This window comes from Helicobacter sp. 13S00401-1 (assembly GCF_002272925.1).
GTDB lineage: Bacteria > Campylobacterota > Campylobacteria > Campylobacterales > Helicobacteraceae > Helicobacter_I.
Map to the genome: position 1 here is coordinate 132,353 of NZ_MLAR01000003.1, position 23,438 is coordinate 155,790.

General features: G+C 35.1%; 23 protein-coding genes. 2 read left to right on the forward strand and 21 right to left on the reverse strand.

All coding sequences use genetic code 11. The annotated features are described in order from the left end of the window. Positions 1–381 precede the first annotated feature (381 nt). The 6 genes from recA to hisC form a co-directional block, all read right to left on the reverse strand. The gene (gene recA, locus BKH43_RS02945; RefSeq protein WP_095228388.1) at positions 382–1,425 is read right to left on the reverse strand and encodes a recombinase RecA; all 1,044 of its coding nucleotides are present in this window, start codon (positions 1,423–1,425) and stop codon (positions 382–384) included. Beyond that, positions 1,426–3,318, reverse strand: coding sequence for a 1-deoxy-D-xylulose-5-phosphate synthase (dxs, locus tag BKH43_RS02950; RefSeq protein ID WP_253248031.1), 1,893 nt, complete (start codon positions 3,316–3,318; stop codon positions 1,426–1,428). Between the two features lie 126 nt (positions 3,319–3,444). Next, entirely contained in the window at positions 3,445–4,239 is a 795-nt protein-coding gene (gene fliH, locus BKH43_RS02955) for a flagellar assembly protein FliH (RefSeq protein WP_095228390.1), read from the reverse strand. Then, positions 4,226–5,257 (reverse strand): flagellar motor switch protein FliG, encoded by a 1,032-nt coding sequence (gene fliG / locus BKH43_RS02960; protein ID WP_095228394.1) that lies wholly within the window; start codon positions 5,255–5,257, stop codon positions 4,226–4,228. The genes fliH and fliG overlap by 14 nt, the downstream gene beginning before the upstream one ends. 41 nt (positions 5,258–5,298) lie before the next feature. Then, positions 5,299–6,990, reverse strand: a complete 1,692-nt coding sequence (fliF, locus tag BKH43_RS02965) for a flagellar basal-body MS-ring/collar protein FliF (protein WP_095228396.1) — start codon at positions 6,988–6,990, stop codon at positions 5,299–5,301. Between the two features lie 13 nt (positions 6,991–7,003). After that, positions 7,004–8,101, reverse strand: coding sequence for a histidinol-phosphate transaminase (gene hisC, locus BKH43_RS02970; protein WP_095228398.1), 1,098 nt, complete (start codon positions 8,099–8,101; stop codon positions 7,004–7,006). Positions 8,102–8,360: 259 nt separating this feature from the next. On the opposite strand from hisC, the gene BKH43_RS02975 reads away from it, so the two are divergent. Further along, positions 8,361–8,612, forward strand: a complete 252-nt coding sequence (locus BKH43_RS02975; RefSeq protein WP_095228400.1) for a FeoA family protein — start codon at positions 8,361–8,363, stop codon at positions 8,610–8,612. 117 nt (positions 8,613–8,729) lie between these two features. Further along, positions 8,730–9,362, forward strand: a complete 633-nt coding sequence (gene nth / locus BKH43_RS02980) for an endonuclease III (protein ID WP_172402299.1) — start codon at positions 8,730–8,732, stop codon at positions 9,360–9,362. Between the two features lie 155 nt (positions 9,363–9,517). Here nth and BKH43_RS02985 read toward each other — a convergent pair whose 3' ends face one another. From BKH43_RS02985 to glyS, 15 genes are all read right to left on the reverse strand, one after another. Further along, on the reverse strand, positions 9,518–9,811 hold the full coding sequence (locus BKH43_RS02985) for an SEL1-like repeat protein (RefSeq protein ID WP_095228402.1): 294 nt from the start codon (positions 9,809–9,811) through the stop codon (positions 9,518–9,520). Positions 9,812–9,845: 34 nt separating this feature from the next. Next, positions 9,846–10,538, reverse strand: coding sequence for an MqnA/MqnD/SBP family protein (locus BKH43_RS02990; protein WP_095228404.1), 693 nt, complete (start codon positions 10,536–10,538; stop codon positions 9,846–9,848). Position 10,539: 1 nt separating this feature from the next. Beyond that, on the reverse strand, positions 10,540–11,733 hold the full coding sequence (locus BKH43_RS02995; RefSeq protein ID WP_095228406.1) for an MFS transporter: 1,194 nt from the start codon (positions 11,731–11,733) through the stop codon (positions 10,540–10,542). An 89-nt stretch (positions 11,734–11,822) separates the two neighbouring features. Further along, complete coding sequence (gene moaC / locus BKH43_RS03000; RefSeq protein ID WP_095228408.1) at positions 11,823–12,293, reverse strand: cyclic pyranopterin monophosphate synthase MoaC; 471 nt, start codon at positions 12,291–12,293, stop codon at positions 11,823–11,825. Positions 12,294–12,311: 18 nt separating this feature from the next. Beyond that, positions 12,312–13,925, reverse strand: coding sequence for an anthranilate phosphoribosyltransferase (trpD, locus tag BKH43_RS03005; protein WP_095228410.1), 1,614 nt, complete (start codon positions 13,923–13,925; stop codon positions 12,312–12,314). Then, entirely contained in the window at positions 13,925–15,382 is a 1,458-nt protein-coding gene (locus BKH43_RS08650) for a L,D-transpeptidase family protein (protein WP_253248029.1), read from the reverse strand. The genes trpD and BKH43_RS08650 overlap by 1 nt, the downstream gene beginning before the upstream one ends. Before the next feature lie 31 nt (positions 15,383–15,413). Beyond that, positions 15,414–16,346, reverse strand: a complete 933-nt coding sequence (gene era / locus BKH43_RS03015) for a GTPase Era (RefSeq protein WP_095228413.1) — start codon at positions 16,344–16,346, stop codon at positions 15,414–15,416. A 30-nt stretch (positions 16,347–16,376) separates the two neighbouring features. After that, complete coding sequence (ccoG, locus tag BKH43_RS03020; protein WP_095228415.1) at positions 16,377–17,828, reverse strand: cytochrome c oxidase accessory protein CcoG; 1,452 nt, start codon at positions 17,826–17,828, stop codon at positions 16,377–16,379. Positions 17,829–18,302: 474 nt separating this feature from the next. Beyond that, a complete protein-coding gene (gene rplQ / locus BKH43_RS03025) occupies positions 18,303–18,653 on the reverse strand; it encodes a 50S ribosomal protein L17 (protein WP_095228417.1) in 351 nt (116 codons plus the stop codon). Between the two features lie 10 nt (positions 18,654–18,663). After that, positions 18,664–19,662: a DNA-directed RNA polymerase subunit alpha gene (locus BKH43_RS03030; protein ID WP_095228419.1), complete on the reverse strand. Its 999-nt coding sequence runs from the start codon at positions 19,660–19,662 to the stop codon at positions 18,664–18,666. 11 nt (positions 19,663–19,673) lie between these two features. Then, positions 19,674–20,300 (reverse strand): 30S ribosomal protein S4, encoded by a 627-nt coding sequence (rpsD, locus tag BKH43_RS03035; RefSeq protein ID WP_095228421.1) that lies wholly within the window; start codon positions 20,298–20,300, stop codon positions 19,674–19,676. Between the two features lie 9 nt (positions 20,301–20,309). Beyond that, complete coding sequence (rpsK, locus tag BKH43_RS03040) at positions 20,310–20,705, reverse strand: 30S ribosomal protein S11 (RefSeq protein WP_095228423.1); 396 nt, start codon at positions 20,703–20,705, stop codon at positions 20,310–20,312. A gap of 10 nt (positions 20,706–20,715) precedes the next feature. After that, a complete protein-coding gene (rpsM, locus tag BKH43_RS03045) occupies positions 20,716–21,078 on the reverse strand; it encodes a 30S ribosomal protein S13 (RefSeq protein WP_095228425.1) in 363 nt (120 codons plus the stop codon). Positions 21,079–21,081: 3 nt separating this feature from the next. After that, entirely contained in the window at positions 21,082–21,195 is a 114-nt protein-coding gene (gene rpmJ / locus BKH43_RS03050; protein WP_095228427.1) for a 50S ribosomal protein L36, read from the reverse strand. A 239-nt stretch (positions 21,196–21,434) separates the two neighbouring features. After that, positions 21,435–23,408 (reverse strand): glycine--tRNA ligase subunit beta, encoded by a 1,974-nt coding sequence (gene glyS, locus BKH43_RS03055; RefSeq protein WP_095228432.1) that lies wholly within the window; start codon positions 23,406–23,408, stop codon positions 21,435–21,437. Positions 23,409–23,438: the final 30 nt, after the last annotated feature.

Consider the following 23,438-nt stretch of genomic DNA (forward strand, 5'->3'; position numbering starts at 1 on the left):
ACTTTTTTAGCTTCATAATATTAAAATACCTACTTAGATGGGAATGTTAAGAGATAAGATATTAAAAAACCTTAGCCTATCTTTGACTGCAAAGACTAGCTCTAAGAATGCTTTTTATGAAGATAATAAGTATAAGTTTTTTACAAGTTTTATGTTTAGTTATATTTTAAGGATTATGTAGATGATGCTGCAATCTCTAGAAGTAAATATGGAATCTAAATATTAAATCATCACGCAATCTTTTTATAAAAATACAAATCTTTATAATATTTATGAGATTTTTAGATGCCTATTTATCTCTAGCCTTGCAAAAGAAGGCTAGTACGTGATGGATAAAGCCTAGATAACACAAGATGCTATCTTGAAGTGAAAAATTACAGCCTAGCTTTCTTCATCAGTTGGCTCATCTGGCAAAGGTAGTATCTCATCACTCATGCCAATTTGCTCTTTTATCTTATTTTCTATTTCATTAGCTATGTCTGGGTTATCTTTTAAGAAAAGCTTTGCGTTTTCCCTTCCTTGCCCTATCTTTCTATCGCCATAACTTAGCCAAGCGCCACTTTTATCTATGATATCAAGCTTTATACCGTAATCTATAATCTCGCCTTGCTTGCTTATCCCTTGACCAAACATGATATCAAACTCAGCTTCTCTAAAAGGTGGGGCGACTTTGTTTTTAACGATTTTTACTTTTACTCTGTTGCCTATGACTTGCTCAGCTTGCTTAAGGCTAGCTATACGCCTTATATCTATACGCACACTTGCATAAAATTTTAAGGCATTCCCACCAGTTGTGGTTTCTGGACTTCCATAGCCCATCATGCCTATTTTCATCCTTATTTGATTGATAAAGATTAGAGTTGTGTTCATCTTAGACAAGGCCCCAGCTATCTTTCTTAAAGCATGGCTCATAAGTCTAGCTTGAAGGCCTACGTGCTGATCTCCCATATCTCCATCAATCTCAGCCTTAGGAGTAAGGGCAGCAACGCTATCTACTACTATTAAATCTATAGCGCCACTTCTAGTTAAAGTTTCTAGTATCTCTAAGGCTTGCTCGCCATTATCTGGTTGGGTGATATATAAGTTTTCAGTATCAACGCCTAGGTTTTTAGCATAGTAGACATCAAGGGCGTGTTCAGCATCTATAAAAGCACATATGCCTCCTTGTCTTTGGCACTCAGCGATTATCTGAAGGCTTAAGGTAGTCTTACCACTACTTTCAGGCCCATAAACTTCTATAATACGCCCCTTTGGAATCCCCCCTATACCAAGGGCTAGATCAACTCCTAAAGACCCCGTAGGTATGGAATCTATCTTTTCTACTTGCTTATCTCCTAGTCTTATTAGCATGCCTTTTCCAAAGGCTTTATCAACTTGCTTTATAGCTAACTCTAATGCTTTTTGTTTGCTAGGATCTATACCCATTTATGCTCCTTTAATATTTGTTAAATTTAAAATCTTCTCACCTAGAGAGGCAGTATCAAGCCCAATTGATCTTTCAACTAAGCTAGTAGCGCCGTGTTTTACAAAGATATCATCTACTTCAAGACTTACTATCTTAGCCTTTGTTAACTTGCCTTCTAATAAAAGTTCGCTTTGAAGCTCGTTTAATGCACTTCCAACTCCACCTAATTTATAACTATCACTTAGTACTACTATATACTCATAGTTTTTAAATGCTTCTAGCAAGCTTTCTTTATCAAGTGGCTTTAGATACACTAAGTCCATCACATCTACAATTATGTCTTTTTCTTTTAAGGAGTCTTTTACTTTTAAAGCCCTGCCTACGCCATTGCCATAGCCTACTAGTAAGATTTTAGAATCTGTGTTTTTTACTAAGCTTTGAGCTTTTTTAGATTCCAAACAAGCTGCATAATCTTTTATAAATAAGTCATCTTGCAAGGCAAAACTTCCCCTTGGATATCTAAAGGCAAAAGGGGCGTTATTAACCGTGCACGAAAAGCTAACAACTTCTTTTAAGGATTCTAAACTTCGTGGGGCAACTAGTATCATATTAGGAAGGCTTCTTAGATAGGCCACATCAAGCAAGCCTTGATGGGTTTCTCCATCTTCTCCTACTATCCCAGCTCTATCTATACAAAACCTAACTGGCAAACTCATGATACAAACATCATGCACTATCTGATCATAAGCCCTTTGTAAAAAAGTAGAATAGATTGCAACATAAGGCTTAAATCCTTCTTTTGCAAAAGATGCCATAGAGGTTACGGCGTGTTGCTCAGCTATAGCTACATCAAAGAAGCGATTTGGAAACTCTTCTAGCAAGCTAGCAAGACCAGTGCCATTAGGCATGGCAGCACTTACTCCTACAACTTTAGAATCTTTTCTTGCAAGCTCTATTAAACTTTGACTAAAAACATCAGTTGGAGAAAGTGCTTTTTTAACGCTTAAGCTTTTACCTGTGACTATATCAAAAGGCCCGACGCCATGCCACTTTTCGTGCCTTCCTTCAGCTATCTTATAGCCTTTGCCTTTGATAGTTTGTGCGTGGATTATAACTGGCTTATTAAGTGTGCTAGCTACTTTTAAAGTTGATATTACTTCTTTAATATTATGACCATCTATAGGGCCTATGTAGTTTAGTCCTAACTCTTCAAATAAAATCCCCGGAGTGATAAGCTTAAACCCATCTTCAAATCTATTAGCAATGTAAGCTGCACTTTGGGGCACTTTAGTTAGTATCTTTTTAATCTTTTCTCTAAAAGATTGATAAAAGGGGCTAGCTATACTAGTTGATAAGATTCTAGAGATAGCTCCTATAGGCTTAGCTATGCTCATCTCATTATCATTTAAGATAATTATCATAGGATACTTTCTATCCCCTAACTCATTTATAGCTTCATAGATTAGCCCCGCACTCATGGCACCATCGCCTACTAAAACTACTGGCTTGTTAGGATTGTTTTCTAACTCCCTAGCCTTAGCAACGCCAACGCCTAAGGATATAGAGGTTGAACTATGGCCTGCTATAAAGTAGTCTTTAGGGCTTTCAAAAGGGCTAGTAAAACCACTTATACCATTAAAGCTTCTTAGGGTTTCAAACTCTTTATAACGTCCAGTTAGTAATTTATGTGCATAGGTTTGATGACTTACATCATAGATAAAAGGACTTTTAGAGCAGTCAAAAACTGCATGCATCCCTACTATTAACTCAACTGCACCAAGAGTTGAGCTTAGATGGCCGCCATTTTTACTAACCACTTCTAAGATTCTATGTCTTATGGCTGCGCTTAAGTCTTCTAAACTGGCGATATCTGCATCTTTTAGCTCATCTGATATATCTATATTATTAAGCATGTCAACTACAAGCTTATTTGTTTTTAAGTCTTTAGTTTTAACTTCTTTGGAGATATCTAAAGGCATAGTCTCTTTAGAGGTATTAGTCTGTGCTAATATATCTCTTTCTTCCATGTAGTATCATCCTTATGCTTTTAGATTATCCAGCACTGACTGCTTAAGCACCTTATATCTTGACATGATATTTCCATCAAGACTTCCAAGATTAGATGATATTACAACGCCTCCTCTTGAGATAGCATTATCTGCTTCGAGCTGAACTTTTTCTAGATTCTTCAAATGCTCTTTTAAGTAGACATAATCAGTTGGATTAACCTTTATCACTACATGAGTTGCATCCATGATACTACCAAGCAAGTACTTTGCAAGCTCTAGTGCTACTTTTTGTGAACTTTCATCTATCTCTTTTATAATAACTTCTTTTGCCATATCTATGGCTATAGAACTTAGTTCTTTTTCTAGTTCAACTATATGAGTTTGAGAGGCTTTTAAAGTATCTTCTAAGGCCACTATGGAGTTAACTATCTTTTCTTTTTCCATATTTATAGTATGTTCTAGCTCAACCTTAGCTATATTTTTACCTTCTTCTATACCTCTTTTATAACTCTCTTGACTAGCTTTTTCATAGTTTTCTTCAGCCTTTTGTGCTTGTATCTCCATACTAGCAAGCCTAGTGCTTAACTCATCGCTTTTTTGCAAAAGCCTATCTATTAGCTCTTTTTCTAGGGATGATGCAAAAGCTGGTTTTTCTTGTTTAGAATCAGTAGTAGTGATAACTTCAGGTGTTTGGGCCTCATCTAAAGTAACAGTCTCATTTGGTGAAGATGGTGTCATAGGACTTATAGACTTAAACTCATACTTTTCTACTCTATGGTCTTGCATATCCTCTTTTTGTATGAGATTTTGCTTAGTTGACAACATCTTCTTCTTCTCCTATCTGGATTAGCCCTTGTTCTGAGAGACTTTGTACTGCTTCGATGATCTTTCTTTGTGCGGCTTCTATATCCCTTACCTTTACAGCTCCTAAAAACTGTATCTCTTCTGCAAACTGTTCGCTTGCACGCGAACTCATGTTATCCATAAACTTTTGTTTTAAACTATCTGGAGAGGTTTTTAAAGCTAGGGCTAGCTCTTTTTTGTCTACAACTTTTAGTATCTCAAGTATAGCACTCTTATCAAGTTTAGAAATATCTTCAAAGGTAAACATCATCTCTTTAATGTCATTAGCAAGTTGCTTATCTCTTTGTTCTATCTGAGCTAGTGTAGCTTTAGATGTCTTTTGACCCATACGGTTAAACATCTCAGCAACAGCACGAGGCCCACCAACTTCTACTTTATAACTAGTTAGAGATTCTACTTGTTGTTCTAAGACAGCTGATACTCTTTTAACTACTGAAGGAGAGATATCGCCAAGATTAGCCATCCTTATAGATATCTCAGCTTTCATCTCATCTGTAAAGTAGCCTAGTGTTTCAGCCGCCCCACCAGAATCCATATGCGCCAAGATTAAGGCTATAGTCTGAGGGTGCTCATTAACTATAAAGTCAGCAAGTTGTTGAGGTTTAACCTTATCAAGATAGCCAAAGTTTTTAGTGCTCTGCATAGTTTTAGCTAGTTTATCTAGTATCTTTTTTGCAATGTCTGCACCTAAAGTTCTAGTTAAAAGCTCTCTTGCATAGTCTATACCACCAGAGTTTATATACTGGTTAGATTGCAGTATGGTATAAAACTCTTCTAAAACTGCACCACCTACAGCCTTATCAGTACCACCAAGCTGCATTATCTGCTTGCTTATCTCAGTTATGGAATCTAGATCTAAATTGTGAAATATCTCACTAGTTATCTCTTCACCAACTTGTATGAGTAAGATTGCTATCTTTTCAGACATGGACAACTCATCATACTGTGCTTTTTGCTTTGCGTTTAAATTAGTCGCCATTTCACAACTCTCCTTTAAAAAGTCAACTAGAGAAAATTAACTTATTTTATCTCAATTTCATCTTTTATAAGAGCTTGAAAAAGACTTGCAACCTCATCTGGTTTTTCTCTCATAGCATCTTTTAGTTTTTCTAATAAGACATCATATTTAACCGCATCTTCATTAAAGCCCTCTCCTATACCAAGTTGCTCTTCTACTTTCTTACGCATCTCATTAGCACGGTTTAGTGCGTCTTCATCTTCTTCATAATCAAATATACTCTCAGTCTTATCCTCTTCTTCTTCATGCACTTCAAGCATACGCTCTGCAAATGGTGCAATAACTTTTTTGTAGAAGAAAAAGAGGATGATGATAACTATCACATATCTTAGTAGAGGCATGAAAGGGCCAAGGTATTTTTGTATAGCCTGGGTAGTTCTTTCATAACCGCTAAGTACTACTTGTTTTGAAGCAAGTGGGTTAAACTCAAAGTTACCAACGGTTACTTCATCGCCACGAGCTTGGTTGTAGCCTATGGCTTGTTTTACAAGTGCATTAATCTGAGCTAACTCTTTTTCACCTAGTGGATGATAAACATACTTTATAACTCCATTACTATCGCTTTCTTGATACTTGCCATCTACTACTACAGCAGCACTTAAGCGAGTAAGTGTTCCATACTCACCTTTTATCTCACTTACTGTTTTTCCTACTTCATAGTTTGTAGTATCTTGGTTTTTTTCATATTTTTCTTGGCCATTATCATCGAGGCCTTGCACGGGGCCTATGTTACTCACAGCACCAGGCACACCACCTACTTGCTTAGGTGCAGGACCAGTTCTTTTTTCTTCTAAGTTTTGTTGACTTCTTATAACGTTATTTGGATCAAAGGTTTCTTGGGTGCTATTTTTTTGAGAGAAGTCAAAGTCTGCATTAACCTTAGCTACTACTTTATGGTTACCACCAACTATAGGAGAAATGATGCTTATGATTTTAGATTCCATATCTCTTTCATAGTTTTGCTTGTACTTAAGCTGAGCTAGAGCTTTTTCCCTAGTAGTTGAAAGATCATCATCCTCACCTAGTGGATCACCGTTTTCATCTACTACTTTTACATTATCAGGAGTTAGTTTACTTACACTTGCAGCAACTAGATTTTTTATACCAAAGATTTGTTTTGGGCTTAAGACCATGTTAGGTTTTAATGCTAGCACCACTGAAGCTGTAGGGAGGGCCGCACGACTTACAAAGACAGTATCTTCTGGTAAAGCTATCTTAACGTTTGCACTAGATATAGGCGCTAAAGATTCTATAGTTCTAGAAAGTTCTCCTTCCATAGCCCTTAAAAACTTTATCTTTTGCTCGCCTTCTGTGCTACCAAAGTCCTTATTATCAAAGATCTCAAAACCTACTCTACTATCTTTTGGTAGACCTTGACTTGCCAAGGCTATCCTTTCTTCATAAACCTTATCTTTTGGTACAAGTATAGTTTTATCATCAGGTAGTTTATAAGGGATTTGCTTTTTTTGAAGGTACTGCAAAACTAGCGCGCTATCACTTGGAGTCATGCCTTCAAAAAGCACAGAGTAGCCATCTACACTACCTTTTTTCTCTCCAGAACCTATGGAAGAGACTATAAGGTAAGCAAGAAATGCAACTATAACAATTACAGTTATTAATATTGCAATTTTTTGCTTTTTGTTCAGCTTTTTGATTAAATTGCTAATTTGAGCAAATATAGCTTTAAAGTCCAACTAAAGGCCTCCCCTAAATCCTATCGTGTAAAGCATCTTTAAAGCAATCCAAAACTTTAATGTTCTGACTGGCAGTGCCAATAGTAAAGCGTAAAGAGTTCAAATTATAGCTTTTCAAGTTCCTAATTATAATGCCTTTGCGTAATAAACTATCAGCAACCTTTGTAGAATCTACTTGTAAGTTAAAGGTTATAAAATTCGCATAACTTTTTATGTACTCAAGCGAGTTAGCCTCTGCAAAGCTTTCATAAACTTTCATCTCTTTTACATTAGATTCTAAAACTTCTTTTAAAAAAGCCTTATCTTCTAAAGCAGTGATGGCTGCTTGTAAACTCAAAGTTGTGATATTAAAAGGGGCCCTAAGCTTATGAAGTAAAGAGATAATTTTTTCATTTGCTATGCCATAGCCTACTCGCATACCACCTAGACCATAGGCCTTGCTAAAAGTACCTAGATAAAGTACATTTTCATACTTTAATATATCTTTTGGTTTTATCTCATACTTCTTATCAAAAGCTGCAGCATACTCCATATAAGCACCATCTATAACAACTAAAGTATCTTTACTAACTCTATCAAGAAAAGAAAAAATATCCTCTTTAGTCTGAGTATCTCCTAAGGGGTTATTAGGAGTGCATATAAACATAACATCTATCTTTTCTTTTATGCTTATATCTAGCATCTCATTTAAGTCATATAAAAAGCTATTAGTCTTTACTACTTTAGCGCCTATTTGCTTGGTGTATATCTCATACATAGCAAAGGTGTACCTCGCCATTAAAACCTTAGAATCTTTATCACACTTTGAATGTAATGCATACTCTATGATTTGATCACTACCAGAACCTATGATGATGTTTTTAGATTCTACATTGTGATGCAAACTTAGGGCATTTTTTAACTCATAGTAAGAATCATCAGGATACACACTAGCAAACTTAGCCTGCTCTTTTAACACCTCTTGTACCTTGCTTGAGGTGCCAAAAGGGTTTTCATTACTACCTAGTTTTATAATATCTTTTTCATCTATACCAAACTCACGCATAAGTAGTGACGTAGGCTTACCCGCCTCATAAACTGGCAAGTCCTCTAAGTGTGAATTGAATTGCATCTAACAACCTTAAAATCTCAAGCTTTTTTCTTAACTTTCATTGTAACATAAAACACTTTTGTGTAACTTTTAAGCTTAAAAACTAAAGGTAAAAAACTAATAATCGTAAATTTTTTAAAGCTTTTGTTATAGAATGCTACCTGTCATCTTTCTTAGTTAAGAATGACAATTATTTCTTAAATAAAATACTCTTTTATAAGAATGGAAATCATTTCTTATAATACACTTTTCATTAAGAGCTTGACAGTAAGGAGCTAACATGACTTTAATAAACGCAGTGCACGGAAAATACTACAAAATCGACAAAATCGACACAAAAAACCAAGAGTTAATAAACCGCTTCATGAGCCTAGGAGTTTATGAAGGTACTGTTGTAACTCCAGCTTTTGAAACCTCACTAAAACAAACCTACTCTGTTTATATAGATGGTATGCAAGTAGCTCTGCGTAGATCTGAAGCTAAGATAATCTACATAGAAGAAGTTGTTGGAGAGGCTGTAGATAACGCCTAAGTTTAAGATAAAGTAAAAAAGTGATAGAAAGAAATATAAAGTTAGATAGTGAAAGAAAAAACCCAAAGTAAAGAAGTAGTAGAAGTACTAGCCCAAACTAACCCAATTTCTAAAAAGATAGGCAAGAAAGAGCGTATACTTTTGATAAAGTCTAGAATCTTAGAACACTACAAAGATGCCACAACTGCGCTTAATCATACAAATATCTACGAGCTACTAGTAGCAGTTATGCTTTCAGCCCAGTGTACTGATGAGCGAGTAAATTTAGTTACACCTAAGTTTTTTAAGGTCTATCCAAGCACAAAAGAACTAGCTAGAGCAGATATAGATTCTATAAAAGAGCTTATAAAGAGCATCAACTTTTTTAACAACAAAGCAAGATATCTAAAAGAGATGGCACAAGAAGTAGAACAAAACTTTGATGGTAAGATACCAACCACTCAAAAAGAACTTATAAGTCTTAGTGGTGTTGGACAAAAAAGTGCTAATGTAGTATTAGGTGAGTTTTTAAACCAAAACTTTATGGCTGTTGATACCCACGTCTTTAGAGTATCTCATAGACTAGGCCTAAGTGATGCAAAAACTCCAATAGAAACAGAAAAAGAACTTAGTGCTATATTTAAAACTAATCTAAACTCTTTGCATCAAGGACTAGTACTTTTTGGAAGACATATCTGCAAAGCTAGAACTCCTCTTTGCACACTTTGCTTTTTAGAAGACCTATGCAGTAGCAGTGATAAAAGGATATAGTTTAAAAGCACTTATTGTGATTGTGCTTTAAAGCCTTAAAGCACTTAAACTAGCCTAGGCATGAAATATAAAATATTAGATTCTACAAAGCTTTTACTTTAGCTTACTATACAAGCTACCTTATATAAAACCTGGTGCATATTAAGCTAGCAAAACTACCACTTAGTGCTATTACAAGCGCTACCATCTCCAGCATCACAAGCTTTTTGATAAAACTTTTTAGATAAACCCAAATCAGATTTAACGCCTTTGCCACTTTGATACATATAACCTAGACTTGAACAAGCCTTAGCATCATTAGCATCACAAGCTGCAGTATAAAGGCTAAGTGCTTTTTCATAGTCTTTTGCTTGATAGGCCTTATTAGCCTCATCTAAGTTAGCAGCACTCAAGTTGCTAAAAAAAGCTAAACCACCAATGGCTGCCACTAAAACTAAAATCTTTTTCATCATAACTCCATTTCCTAACTTAAAAAGTCTTATTCTAATATCTTTTTACAGGCTTAATCCTTTTTAGCCTTAAGTCTCTATAAAACCTACTTAAGCCTAGGGCTTCTTTTTTGCCTATAACATAGTAAAGATTATCTAAGTATGCCCTCATAAACTTAGGCTTTAATCCTAGTCGTTTAGCATAAACATCCATAATGTAACTAGGTATAAAGATTTTAGGATTCCTAGCAAAAGCTTTAGCCATCTTGTTATAAAAGCCTTCATTTGCATTACAACAAAGTCTACCATAGACAAAAGGTAGCCTTTTTTTATCTAGCCACGCCTTGCCCATATCTATAAAGTCACACTCTTTGTTCTCATGATAGTATCTTAAAGCCCTATCGCCTATTAACACCTCACCTTCTAACCCTAAAACTTTGCATAATGCATTAGAAGTAGCTGACTGATAGTCACTTTTAGCCTCCCTCTCTAAGCATAAAACACTCCACACCTCACCTTCTGTGATGATGCCAAGCCCTAAGGGCTTAACTTTGAAGTGAGATGGTCTTGCTACTACTGAAGAGATAAAGCCTGCATCAATACGTCTAAATAAAAACTCATGATTTAGCTTTGAAGGGTAGTTAGTGTGCAAGGATAAAATCTTTTTAAAACTAGAACTTGCACCATATCTTTTAGAAAAAACATCAAAAGGTGCTAAGTTTAAATACTCTATCTTTCCAAAACGCATGTTATATCCTTTTAATCTTGGTAATCCTAAGTCCTAAAAGCGTCAAGACTAAACTACAAATACAAATAAATATGATACCTGGCACAAAGGAATGGAAAAGATCATTTAAAAAGCCAACTATAAAAGGTCCAGTAGCTGCTATAAGATAGCCTCCAAATTGTGCAAAGCCTGAAAGAAAAAGACTAGTAGGGACATCTTTAGCGCTTAAGGCTATAAAAAGTAAGCCTAGGCTAAAGCCTCCTCCTACTGGTATAGACACTATAAAAGTCATAATAACATCTAAAGTAAGACTGCTACTTGGGATAAAAAGCATCAGTCCTGCTACCAAATAGCAAAGGGCAACTATGATAACTACAATCTTCCTAGCTGGTGGTCTAACTCTAGCAGTTAGACGAGGAACTAAAAAGGCTGAAAAGATGGCAAAAAACTGCATCAAAGAGTTTATGTTTGCAGACGTGCTAAGACTTACGCCCTTGCTTTGAAGTATAAGAGGATACCACGAAGCAAAAGTGTAAAATAAAAGACTTTGTAAGCCCATAAAAAACACTATCACCCAAACTTCAAAGTTAGCATAAAGATTAATGGTGCTTTTTTTCTTTTTCAAGATAAACTTTGCACGCCATCTTCCATGCTTTAACATAGGTATCCAAGCTAGTAAAACTATAAAAGCTAAGATCGCCCACACAGCAAGGGCTGCCTTAAAGTCGAGGACATGACTTATAGGAAGGCTTATACTTGCTCCTAGGAAGGCTGAGATACATAAGGCTGAGCCATAAAGCCCTGTAATAAGCCCTAACTTTTTAGCAAAAAACTTTTTAATCAAAACTGGAACTAAAACGTTTTGTACTGCTATACCAAGACCTACTAAAAAAGTCCCTATAAAAAGATAGATTCCAAAACTGCCAAATCCACTAAAAATATCAACACCATAAGACCTTATAACTAGCCCTACAAAACAACAAACAATGGCTAAAAAGATCATCTTTATATAATTAAATCTTAAAGCTACTAATGATCCAAAACCAAAAAGAACTAAGACTATACCTGCTAAAAGACCTGCTAACGTACTAGAGTGAAGCACATCTGTGATATCGCCCATCAAAGGACCAACGCCAGTTACTGGCGCACGAAGATTAAGACTTATTAGTATGATAAGGATTAACAAGATACTTGTTGGTTTAATCTTAGCCTTCACCGTAAGACCTTTGAGATAAGATATTTATATGAAACTAGAGATAGTTTAGAATCTTATTACTTTAATTCAAGTATTTTTTGAAATCTAGCTTATATTTTTGCTTTATAGGCACCGCTTTTGCCACCAAGCTTTTCTAAAAGTTTAATATCACTTATCTTCATACCTTTATCTAGTGCTTTTAGCATGTCATAAATTGTAAGCAGACTTATACTTACTGCGTGGAGTGCTTCCATCTCAACACCAGTTTTACCTTCCATAGCAACACTTGCTTGAACTTCTAGCACACCCTTACTTTTAGGGGTTATGAGTATTTCTACATTGTTTAGATTTAAGTTATGACACATAGGTATGGCATGGCTTGTATTTTTAGCAGCCATAACTCCAGCTACTACTGCACACTGCTCTACTGGACCTTTTTTAGCAGTGTTGTTAATATAAGCATCATAAGCAGCATCATTCATACTTATACAACCAGAGGCTATAGCCACCCTTTTAGTTATGTTTTTATCACCTACATCTACCATGTGAGGATTATTGTTTTCATTTACGTGAGTTATCATTTTTGGCTTCTTTTATATTTAGTTTTTAATATGAGTTAGATCTATAAAAGCTTTTAGTGTAGCAAGGGAGTTTTTAGTTTTTAGATACTCTAGGGCTTGGATATAGCCTTCTTTTATACTTCTTGCTTTATCACATATATAAAGGCTAGCACCTACATTTAGCGCTACTAACTTAGTTCTAGCTAATGTTAGCTCATCATTTTTAGATTCTAAGATATCTTTTAAAATCCTAGCATTTAAAGTACTATCACCACCTTTTAAAGTCTCATAGCTTATATACTCTAAACCTAACTCAAGCTTAGGGTCAAAAATATAGGTGCTAACTTTGCCATCTTTTAACTCACTAACCTTAGTCTTTTCACTAATGCTGAATTCATCATAACCACTTTCCCCACTTACAACAAGTGCTCTTTTTACACCAAGATTTTTAAGGGTTAAAGCTAGTATCTCACAAAGTGAAGCATCAGAAGTACCAAGTAGTATATGAGTTGGATTAGCCGGGTTACAAAGTGGACCCAAAAGATTAAAGATAGTTCTAAAGCCTAGTGTATTACGCACAGCTTTTACATGGCGCAAGGCACTATGAAAGTTTGGGGCAAAAAGAAAGGTTAGGTTTAAGTCTTTAAAACATTTTTTACTAGTTTCTAAGTCCATATTTATATCAATACCTAGCTTACTTAAAACATCAGCACTTCCACTTTTGCTAGTTACTGCTACATTACCATGCTTTATAACAGGTACTCCCATACTAGCTAGGATGATACTAGATGTGCTAGAGACGTTAAAAGTCTTATATGTGCTTCCACCAGTTCCAACTATATCAAACACTATGTCAGTTTTTTTATCTGTCTCAAACTTTAAAGCCTTGCCTTTAAGAGAGAGTGCAAAGCTTGTAAGCTCACTAACACTAGGCTTTTTAATAGCATAGCTAGTAAGTATGCTAGAGACTTCAGCATCACTTAGCCTTCCTTCAGTTAAAGCCTCCATCACTTCAAAACTACTCTTAGAATCTAAGTCTTTAAGACTTACAAGTCTCTTTAAAATAGCTTTTACATCAAGACTATCTTGCTTGTAACTAAAAAAGTTCATGAGCATCTTTTCACCTAGCTCTGTGCCTATAGATTCTGGGTGGAACTGAAGACCTAAGAGTGGATAGTCTTTATGAGAAACTGCCATAACTTCGCCATCTTCACTAGTAGCGACTATATCAAAACATCCCGGTATATCCTTAGCTTTAGCTACTAAAGAGTGATATCTTGCTACATTTACTCCTTGAGGCAAGGAGGCAAAAAGACCTTTGTTACTATGAGTAAGGCTGCTTAACTTGCCATGCAAGATAGAATCTGCATTAACTATAGGAACTCCAAAGGCGTGCAAGATGCACTCATGGCCTAAGCAGATTCCAAGTATGGGATACTTTCCTTTTAACTCATTGATAACAGTTGTACAAAATGGTACTTCACTAGGAGAGTTAGGACCTGGGCCTAGCACTATGTGGCTTGGAGAAAGAGCTTTTATCTCATCTAAACTTAGCTTATCACTTCTTCTTACTACTACTTCATAGCCAAGATTCTTTATAGCTTGATAGATATTGAAGGTAAAAGAGTCATAGTTATCAATGAGTAAGACCATCACTTCTCGCTTAATATACTAAACTTAGAATCTTTTAGCTCTACATAAAGCTCTTTTCGTCCATTACTAGTAAAGCTTAATTTGCCATTATGAAAGGCTTTATAGTTTTGGTTAAAAGTTATAAGAAATATATTTTTCCCTAAGTCGTTTGGATAAGGAGAGATATCTATATTGCTTATATGTATATGTTTATCTTGCTTTTTAGCAAAGATCCTCTTTTTATACTCTGCAAAGGCGTGATACTTCATTCTGTCATAGCGTATAAAATCTGGTGAGTAAAAGTTGATATAGTCTTTATAGTCACCTTTTTCCCAAACATCTTTCCACTTATAGAGGTTAGCAAGCAAAGTAGCTATATCTTCTTTTGAGGCTGGCTTAAATACATCTTCATAAGTTATAAGCTTAGAGTGTTTTAAATCTATACTTTTATCCATCTTGCTTAGCATGTTGTTATCTATAGCTATGCAGCCTCTAGTTTTCTCATTTTTTCTATGGCCATCTAAAGGAAGTCCATGTATCCAGATTCCATATCCTGTTTTATTAAGAGCTTTATCAAAAGAGTTAGGATAGCTAGTAGTTAGGGCTAGTGGACCATAGTACTGATTAAGCCCAGTTAGTTTTTCTAAGATGTCATAAACTCCTATAGGTGTAGCTAAATCCCCTTCTTTAATCTTATTGCCCTTGCCTTTTCCAACTAGGGCATTTATAGTATCTAGCTGCACAAGACCCTTACCTTGAACTTTATATAAAGTTAGGTTAGGTATAGATTTATTAGCAACAAAAAGATACTTAACACTCTCATAATAGCCAAAGTTTACATCATAGCCTTGTAGGTAGTTAAGCCAAAAATCTTTGCTAGTTAGATACCCATCTAGTATGCTTTGTACCTTATCTATACCATGTTCTTTGTAGGTTTTTAAAAGACTAGTCATGGCATCTGCTAGAGCCTGTTCTGATTTGTTTTGGCTTGATGCAGTATTAGCTTTTACATCTTTAGGTAAAGAAGTTTGACTAGTTGGAAGTGGGGTAGTCTCTATCTTAGCTTCTATATTAGTTTCTACTTTGGGCATACTAGTTTGCGAGACTTTATCTTTAGGTGTGCTTACACTCTTAAATGTATCCATAGTTTTTGATGCACTTGAAGCTCCCGTCTCATCTGTAACGTTAGCAGTCTTATCTACAGTGCCTTTGGTCGTGTTAGTTGGACTTGGATTAGGTGGGGTAAACTGACTACTTAGATCTATTTTTGTATCCATAGCAGGCTTATTTGATGCATCTTTATCAAGATTAGCACTACCTACTTTTACAGTGTTTGTATTTACTCCACTTGTATTTGCACTTCCTTGCTCGCTTGTGCTTACTTGGGCATCCTTTGCACTAAGTGCATTCCCTATAGATAGACTAAGTAGCGAACTAAGACTTAGAGCTATACAACCAACTTTTAACAACTTTAACACTATTATCTCCTTAAATCAAAACTATATTAAACTACAAATCAAAGCTATAGCCAAAACTTTTGAGATTTTTTTCATTCTTATCCCAACCTTTTTCTACTACAACGTCTAATTTTAAATAGACTTTTTTGCCAGCTATTAACTCACATTTTTTTCTAGCAGCTATAGATATATCTTTTATAGCACTAGCACCCTTCCCAACGACCATTTGCTTTTGTGTTTCTTTGTTTACAACTATTTGGGCAAATATGGATTCTAAGGAATCTTTTTCTACAACCTTTAGCACCCTAACATCGCTTTCATAAGGTATCTCTTCACTCATCCTATCAAATACGCACTCTCTAATGGCTTCTTTATATAAGTCTTTCATAGTGGCATCGCTTAAATCTTCTGGGTCATAAAGGAAGGGCCCTTCAGGGAGATTTAAGCTTAAGATATCAAGTAAAGATTCTATGTTTTTGCTAGCCTTGTTTGGTTTAGAGGCAGAAAGGGGAATTATAGCTAGAGTGTTTGAACTAAGGTTGCTATATCTTTGCAAGTCATTAAGCAAGTCTTTTTGATCTAAAAAATCCATCTTGTTTAAAACTAGTATATGAGGTTTATCGCAAAGTTTTAAAAAGTCTTTATAGTGTTTTACTTCATCATCTTTTTTACTGGCCACGCTTATGAATATGCAAATATCACTGCTTGATATAGCCTTTAAAGCCTCTTGCATCATGTATTCATTTAGTAGTCTTTCTTTGTGGTGAAGTCCTGGAGTATCTACAAAGATGATTTGAGAATCTATTTTTACGTTATCTTTAATAACACTATGTTGCAAAAACATATTCAAACGCTTCCTTGTAGCATTAGCCTTTTTTGAAACTAGAGCTAAAGGCGTATTAGCTAGTGCGTTTAAAAGGGTGGACTTACCAGCATTAGGCCTGCCTATAAGTCCTACATATCCACAAGTAGTAATAGTCTTCATAACCACCTTAATCTTTGAGATAACTTCACTTTAGTAGTCTTCTTTTTTTAGTTTTTTGACAGTTCTATTTAACCTATCAGTTGTTGGATACATAAAGATGCTATCTTTTATGATAGATATCTTTGGATCATCAACCGCATAGCTTTCTACTTTTATAGGAAGCTTAGTGTCAGCATCTTGTTCTTGTGAAAGATTTTTATTAGTCCTTAGTACTAAAACTATGATTCTAGAATCTTGGGCTGCTACTTCAAAACTATCATCTTTTGGGCTTATAACATAGATATCTTTACCTAAATCTCCAACTACTCTAATCTTAAAGTTATGTGGTTTAGAATCTGTATTTTCTATAAGTACCTTATAAGCATTATCAACTGCACCGCTTCTTCTTATCTCATAAGTTTCTTGGGTTCTATTAATGTTTAATAAAGTATCTTTCTTGTTAAAGGCTAAGACTATAGCAATTATTACAATTAAGATTAAAACTACTATGTAGCCTATAGTTTTTGGACGGAAGAATCTAATCTTATTGCTTTTAGCTATGGCATTAGGCGAGCTCCAAGTTACAAGACTTTTTTTACCCATACGTCCCATAACATTGGTACAAGCATCAACGCATTCAAGACAGTTTACGCACTCTAACTGCATACCCTTTCTTATATCTATATGAGCTGGACAAACCTGCACACAACGCAAACAGTCTATGCAATCATGATCATTCCCACCTTGGAAGTTATTAGGCTTGCCATCAGGCATATAAACTGCCCCACCTCTATTTTCATTGTAGATTGCCATAATGGTGTCATTATCATAAAGCACGCTTTGAACCCTGGCGTAAGGACATATATATACGCAAAAATTTTCAGCTATAAAGCAGCCATCTACAAATAAAAACAAGCCTATAACTATCCAAAAGCCTAAAAAGACAAAGTGATCAGTTATGTTTAAAATAGAATGCCAAAAATCAATTGGCGCTACAAAGTAAAAAAGAAAGTCAGCACTAGCAATGGCTGAGATTATAAAAAATATAACTAGACCTAAAAAGTAGCGAAACTTCTTGCTTGCTGTGTTTAATACTAAAGGTTGTTGTTTGTTTGAGATCTTTTTTCTAAGACGTAAAATCTTAGTCTGGATTAAATCCCTATAAATCACTCTAAAAATAGTCTGTGGACAACCCCACCCACACCATACACGTCCTCCCATAGTGGTCATAAGAAATATACCAACAAAAAGCAATATGGTTAAAAACGGAAGGACATAAAGCTCTTGGAAGTTAAAGTTTACAAAAAAGAGATGCAACTCACCTCTGGTAAAAGAAAGTAGGAATATATGAATTCCATTTATGGTTATAAAAGGTGCGACTAGTAACACTATGGTTAAAATCACATACCATACATAACGTTTTTTTCTAAAAAGTTGCAATCCTTTAGGGATAAATTTTTCCGTCTTGGGTTTTTTTATAGCTGTAGTCTGAGCAGTTTCCATTTAGCTCTCCCTTATCTTCTTAAAATGCATTAGCGTTAAAAGCGACTTGGACTTAATTATATTTTACCAAGACGACAAAAAACTAAACTATGATTAAGTTTTTCTTAGTAAAACAAGTTTTTATGAAAGTCCCCGCCTAGCTTTATATCTCCATGAAGCCTTAAACTTTTTATAAGATCTTACAAGCTAGCTTGCATGATAAAAAAACTCAGCTAGTTAAAACAACCTTTACATAAATGCACTTTCTTGGCAAATCTTAGCATAATTAGCGCCATCTAAACATAACAATCGTTATTTTTAACTACTCTTATATCTATAAAGGCTTAATATTGAGAATCTTATCTTTAGTAGTTTATATAAAGATGATATTTAAAGGGTGATTGAAATATTTTTGTGTGTAAAAACTTAGATGAAAAACTAAAAAAAGATTAGAGCCTTCTAGTTCCATAAGAAACTAAAGGGCTTTTTATAAAATTATATTAACTCTATAACTGCTAAGGTACTAGCATCGCCTTTTCTAATGCGACTTCTTTGTATCCTTGTATAACCACCATTTCTATCTTTATAGTTTGGCGCTACCTCAGTTATAAGCTTTTTGGTTGCTTCTTTATTTTGAAGCTCGCTAAAAACTGCTCTATGGGTGTTAAAGTCTGCATTTTTAGCTGGAGTGATAAGTTTTTCTATATAGCTTTGAAGTTCTTTTGCTTTAAAAATACCAGTTTCAATCTTTCCATGCTTTATAAGAGCTATAGCAAGATTTTTAAGCAGTGCTTTTCTATGAGAAGATGTTCTTCCTAGCTTTCTATAACCGTGTCTATGTCTCATTGTCTTTTCCTTACTTTTGCTTACTTAATCGTTTATTTAATGTGTTAACTAATGTCGCAGGTAGCTCTGTTCCCACAGCAAAACCTATATCTGCAAGCTTTTGTGCTATCTCATCATAAGATTTTTTACCTAGGTTCTTAATAGATTTAAGCTCTGCTTCATCCATCAAAACTAGTTCGCCAACGTATTTGATGCCTTTGTTTTGCAAGCAGTTACTTGGTCTATGCTCAAGATTTAGTATCTCTATAGGAGACATTAAAACATTTAGCTCTGGACTATTTTCTATACCTGCAGAGTTATTAACTGGCTCTGAACTTAAGTCTGCACCAAAAACTTTCATCTGTGAGTGCATAGTAGAGATAGCTTCTTTAAAAGCATCCACTGGACTTATCTGGCCATTAGTTTCTATGTCAAAAACTATCCTCTCAAAGTTAGGATCAGATTCTACAAGTACGTTTTCTATCTCGTAATTTGCCAGCCTAACAGGTGTAAAGAAGGCATCAAGTGGTATAAAACCGCTAGGAGTGCTTTCTCTTATGTTCTCACTAGGCACATAACCTATACCTTTTTGGATTACAAGGCTAAACTTGAAAGTGGTATCTTTGTTGATGGTAGCAAGATGAAGATCTTTGTTAATAATCTCAACTAAATCATTATCAAGATGCTTTCCAACCAAAGTTAGTGCTCCATCAAACTCATAGTCTACTTCGATTCTATCTACTTGCTCACCTTTTATCTTAAACTTTAAGTTTTTAATATTTACTATAAAAGGTGCTACGTCCTCAACTATACCACGCACAGAATCAAACTCATGCGCAACACCTTCTATCTTGATAGCAGTAGTTGTATAACCAGCACAGCAAGATAAAAGTAGTCTTTTTATAGGATGTGCAAAAGTTATGGCATAACCTTGCTCAAAAGGAAAAACATTAATGCGAACTCTATTATCAGCTACATTTTGCACTTGAAGTTCTGTAGGTTGATATGGGCTTGTTTTGATACTATTCATGTTACTTCCTATTATTTAGAATACAACTCAACAATTAGTCTTTCTTCTATTGGTATTTCAACTTCAGTTCTTTCTGGGTATCTAGTTAAGATTCCAAACTTTTTATCTTTATCTATGTCAACCCAAGGGGCAATCCCTACTTGCTCAGTTAGGCCTATAGCTTTTAAGATTTGAGGATTGTTTTTACTTTTTTCTCTTACTTCAACTTTTTGACCTTGTTTTACTACATAAGAAGGGATATCTAATCTTTTGCCATCTACTAAGATATGTCCATGAGTTACTAACTGTCTTGCAAATCTTCTAGTGGTAGCAAAACCCATTCTATAAACTACATTATCAAGTCTAGTTTCTATAAGGCGAATTAGATTTTCTCCAGTGTTGCCTTCTTGTCTACTAGCTTCAAAGAAAGTCGAACGGAACTGTTTTTCGCTTATGCCATACATAAACTTAGCTTTTTGTTTTTCTCTAAGCTGTAAGCCATAATCTGAAATCTTACCTCTTCTTTGCCCATGTTGTCCTGGGCCATAACTTCTTTTATCTAAAGAGCTTTTACCGGCGATTCTTCTTTCGCCCTTCATATTTAAAGAAACGCCAAATCGCCTTTCGATCTTTTCAACTGGTCCTGTATATCTAGCCATCTACTCTCCTTATACTCTTCTTCTTTTAGGTGGTCTACAACCATTATGCGGTAAAGGTGTGACATCTTTTATCCAAAGTACTTTTATACCTTCAGTAGCACCAACGCTTTTTATAGCAGTTTCTCTACCACTTCCAGGACCTTGTACTTTTATACCAACTTCTTTGATGCCATGCTCTTTTGCCTTACCAAGTGCACTTTCTACTGCTTGCTGAGCAGCATAAGGAGTGCTTTTTTTAGATCCTTTAAAACCAAGGCCTCCAGCAGTTGCCCAGCAGATAACATTGCCCACTTCATCAGTAACTGTTATGTTTGTATTATTAAAAGAAGCAGCTATGCAGACTATGCCTCTAGCTATATTTTTCTTGACCACTCTTTTTTTAAGTGTTGTATTTTTCTTTGCCATTAACTACTCCTTACTTACTACCAACAGTTTTTTTCTTACCCTTGCGAGTACGTGCGTTGTTTTTAGTTGTCTGACCACGTACTGGAAGACCTTTCCTGTGGCGAAGCCCTCTATAGCTTCCTAAGTCCATTAAGGCTTTTATATCCATCGTTACTTTTTTTCTTAAATCACCCTCGACCATGTAGTCAGATTGTATTTTCTTAGCAATCTTTGAGACTTCATCTTCGCTGAGATCAAAAACTCGCTTATCAAAAGATATATCTACGCTTTTCAAGATATCTCTTGAGGTCTTAAGACCTATACCGTAAATATAAGTTAGAGCGTATTCAACTCTTTTCTTTTTTGGCAAATCTACACCAGCAATCCTAGCCATATTTTATCCTTGTCTTTGTTTATGTTTAGGGTTAGAGCATATAACTCTCACAACACCTTTACGTTTGATAACTTTGCACTTATCACACATTTTTTTGACCGAAGGTCGAACTTTCATAATTTCTCCTTGACTGCCCTAAGCACTAAATGATGTTTAAATTAAAGGGAGTTTTTAGTGATCAATACATAAGTATTAAGCTTTGCATTCTATCATTTTTTTATAAAAAAAAGCTTAACTACACCTGCCTCCTCCATCACAACTAACGAAGTTAGCAAGATTAAAGGCTAAAGCGCTAGGCTTTAAGATTTAAAAAAGCTACAAAAGAAGTAAGGCTTTAAAGAAACATCAAAACTCTCTTAAGCACTTATAAGTCTAACATCAGCTACTTGCAAGAAAAGCCTTAGTACTCTTTGAATTAACTTGGTTCTATTAAGCCTTAAGGTCTTATCTTCATCATTAATTAGCACTTTTTCAAAAAGCGTGTCTAGTAAGCTAGTTAGGCTAAATATAGCCTCTACTTTTAAATCTATATCCTTATAGTCCTTGCCTTCAAGCTCTTTTAGTCTAGCAAAGAGGTCTTTTTCGCACTCTACCATTAAGCTTTCATCTACATCTAAGTTATCACTACTTTCACTAGAAACATTAGCCAACCTTTTAAAAGTAGACTGCAAGGCACTTAGTGAGTTGGCTTTTAGATACTTCTCTATGGCGTGTATATTTTTAAAAGTACTTGCTACATCAAAGTTTAAGCTAACTACAGATCTAACCACGCTTGGATTTATACCAGGTAAGATTCCAAAGTAGCGCTCTTTTATAAAACTTAGCAGTCTTTCATCTTCTATAATGTCTTCTAGCTTTAAGTTCAAATCAAACTTTTCTAAGATTCTAAGCAAGCTTGCAGCATTACGCCTTAAAGCAAAAGGATCTTTAGACCCAGTTGGAATCTTATCTAGCTTAAAAAGCATATTTAGCGTGTCTATCTTTGTGGCTATATTAACAAGTGCGCTAACTTCTGAACTAGGCAAGGAAGCATCAAGTCCATTAGGAAGATACTGCTCTTTTATAGCCCTGCAAACTTCTTCATTAAAACCCGCTTCTTTAGCGTACTTTGCTCCTATAACTCCTTGAAGTTCTGGGAACTCATTAACCACTTGGCTCAAAAGATCGTTTTTAGCTAAATCTAGCGCAGTTTGTGTATCCTTACTATCTAAGCCTAAAAGCTTACAAAGTTTTATAGCTATCTCTTTTTCGCGCTCACACTTTTCTTGTAAGTTGCCTCCCCCACTTACAAAACCTATAGTGGAAAGATCACCAAAGTTAAGTTTAGATTCTAAGTCGTTTAAGTAAAAAAACTCAGCATCTTTAAGCCTAGCTTTTAGTACTTTTTCATTACCACCTATGATTAAAGAGTAGTCATCATCTTTTAAGAAAGCATTACTAACTACTACAAAGGAGTTATGAAGCACTCCATCTTTAAAGGTAGGGAAGTAACGTTGATTTTCTTTCATGGAAGTAATTATTACTTCACTAGGAACTCTTAAAAAGCCCTCTTCAAAGCGTCCTAAAAGTGCACATGGATACTCAGTTATAGCAACTACTTCATCTAGCAAGCTAGTATCTAGGTCTATAGTTATATCATGTTTTTTTTCTAAAGCTTTAAAGCCTTCTTCTATCTTGGCTTGCCTTTTATCTTGATCTAGTACTACGCCAAAGTTTTCCAAACCTTTAAAGTACTCTTCTATGCTATTTACTTCTAAGATAGGTACTCTAGACTGCCTGTGAGTAAAGGTCATGCTTTTAGATTTTAGTCCATAGCCTTCAAACTCTAAAGTTTTAGAATCTAAAAGGATTAATACATTTCTTATAGGGCGTATAAAGCTTTCTTTATTATCCCCCCACCTCATAGACTTGCCAAAGTTAAGCCCTTTTAAGAACTCTAAAACTAGGCTAGGTAGGATTAAACTAGTATCTTTTGGGCTCTCTTCTTTTTCATAAAAAAGCACTTCTTTGCCATCTTTTAGTGTAGTTTTTACTTCATCTTCAGAGATGTTGTTTTTCTTTAAAAACGCAAGTCCTGCATTAGTAAGTTTGCCATCTTTATAGGCTATCTCAACTGGGGCACCATAGCTTTGTACTACCTTTGGTGCGCTAAACTCTGGAAAGCTTTCAGCAAAAAAAACCAACCTTCTAGGTGTATAGTAAAACTTAAAGTTAGTATCGATATTGTTTTCTATCAACAAGTTCTTAAAACCAGAGGTTATAGAATCTAGATTCTTAAGCAAAGGGAAGGCTGGTAACTCTTCAGTTAATATCTCGATTAAGGCTTTCACAGTACTCCTTTTTTGTTTTAAGTATAATAC

Coding starts and splice junctions, on each gene's coding strand:
- rpsK (WP_095228423.1), bottom strand. CDS start 20,705: ATGGCAAAGAAAAATACAACACTTAAAAAAAGAGTGGTCAAGAAAAAT.
- BKH43_RS03030 (WP_095228419.1), bottom strand. CDS start 19,662: ATGAATAGTATCAAAACAAGCCCATATCAACCTACAGAACTTCAAGTG.
- BKH43_RS02975 (WP_095228400.1), top strand. CDS start 8,361: ATGACTTTAATAAACGCAGTGCACGGAAAATACTACAAAATCGACAAA.
- recA (WP_095228388.1), bottom strand. CDS start 1,425: ATGGGTATAGATCCTAGCAAACAAAAAGCATTAGAGTTAGCTATAAAG.
- fliG (WP_095228394.1), bottom strand. CDS start 5,257: ATGGCGACTAATTTAAACGCAAAGCAAAAAGCACAGTATGATGAGTTG.
- fliH (WP_095228390.1), bottom strand. CDS start 4,239: ATGTTGTCAACTAAGCAAAATCTCATACAAAAAGAGGATATGCAAGAC.
- BKH43_RS02990 (WP_095228404.1), bottom strand. CDS start 10,538: ATGCGTTTTGGAAAGATAGAGTATTTAAACTTAGCACCTTTTGATGTT.
- dxs (WP_253248031.1), bottom strand. CDS start 3,318: ATGCTTAATAATATAGATATATCAGATGAGCTAAAAGATGCAGATATC.
- moaC (WP_095228408.1), bottom strand. CDS start 12,293: ATGATAACTCACGTAAATGAAAACAATAATCCTCACATGGTAGATGTA.
- hisC (WP_095228398.1), bottom strand. CDS start 8,101: ATGCAATTCAATTCACACTTAGAGGACTTGCCAGTTTATGAGGCGGGT.
- rpsD (WP_095228421.1), bottom strand. CDS start 20,300: ATGGCTAGATATACAGGACCAGTTGAAAAGATCGAAAGGCGATTTGGC.
- rplQ (WP_095228417.1), bottom strand. CDS start 18,653: ATGAGACATAGACACGGTTATAGAAAGCTAGGAAGAACATCTTCTCAT.
- rpmJ (WP_095228427.1), bottom strand. CDS start 21,195: ATGAAAGTTCGACCTTCGGTCAAAAAAATGTGTGATAAGTGCAAAGTT.
- ccoG (WP_095228415.1), bottom strand. CDS start 17,828: ATGGAAACTGCTCAGACTACAGCTATAAAAAAACCCAAGACGGAAAAA.
- era (WP_095228413.1), bottom strand. CDS start 16,346: ATGAAGACTATTACTACTTGTGGATATGTAGGACTTATAGGCAGGCCT.
- trpD (WP_095228410.1), bottom strand. CDS start 13,925: ATGGTCTTACTCATTGATAACTATGACTCTTTTACCTTCAATATCTAT.
- BKH43_RS02985 (WP_095228402.1), bottom strand. CDS start 9,811: ATGAAAAAGATTTTAGTTTTAGTGGCAGCCATTGGTGGTTTAGCTTTT.
- rpsM (WP_095228425.1), bottom strand. CDS start 21,078: ATGGCTAGGATTGCTGGTGTAGATTTGCCAAAAAAGAAAAGAGTTGAA.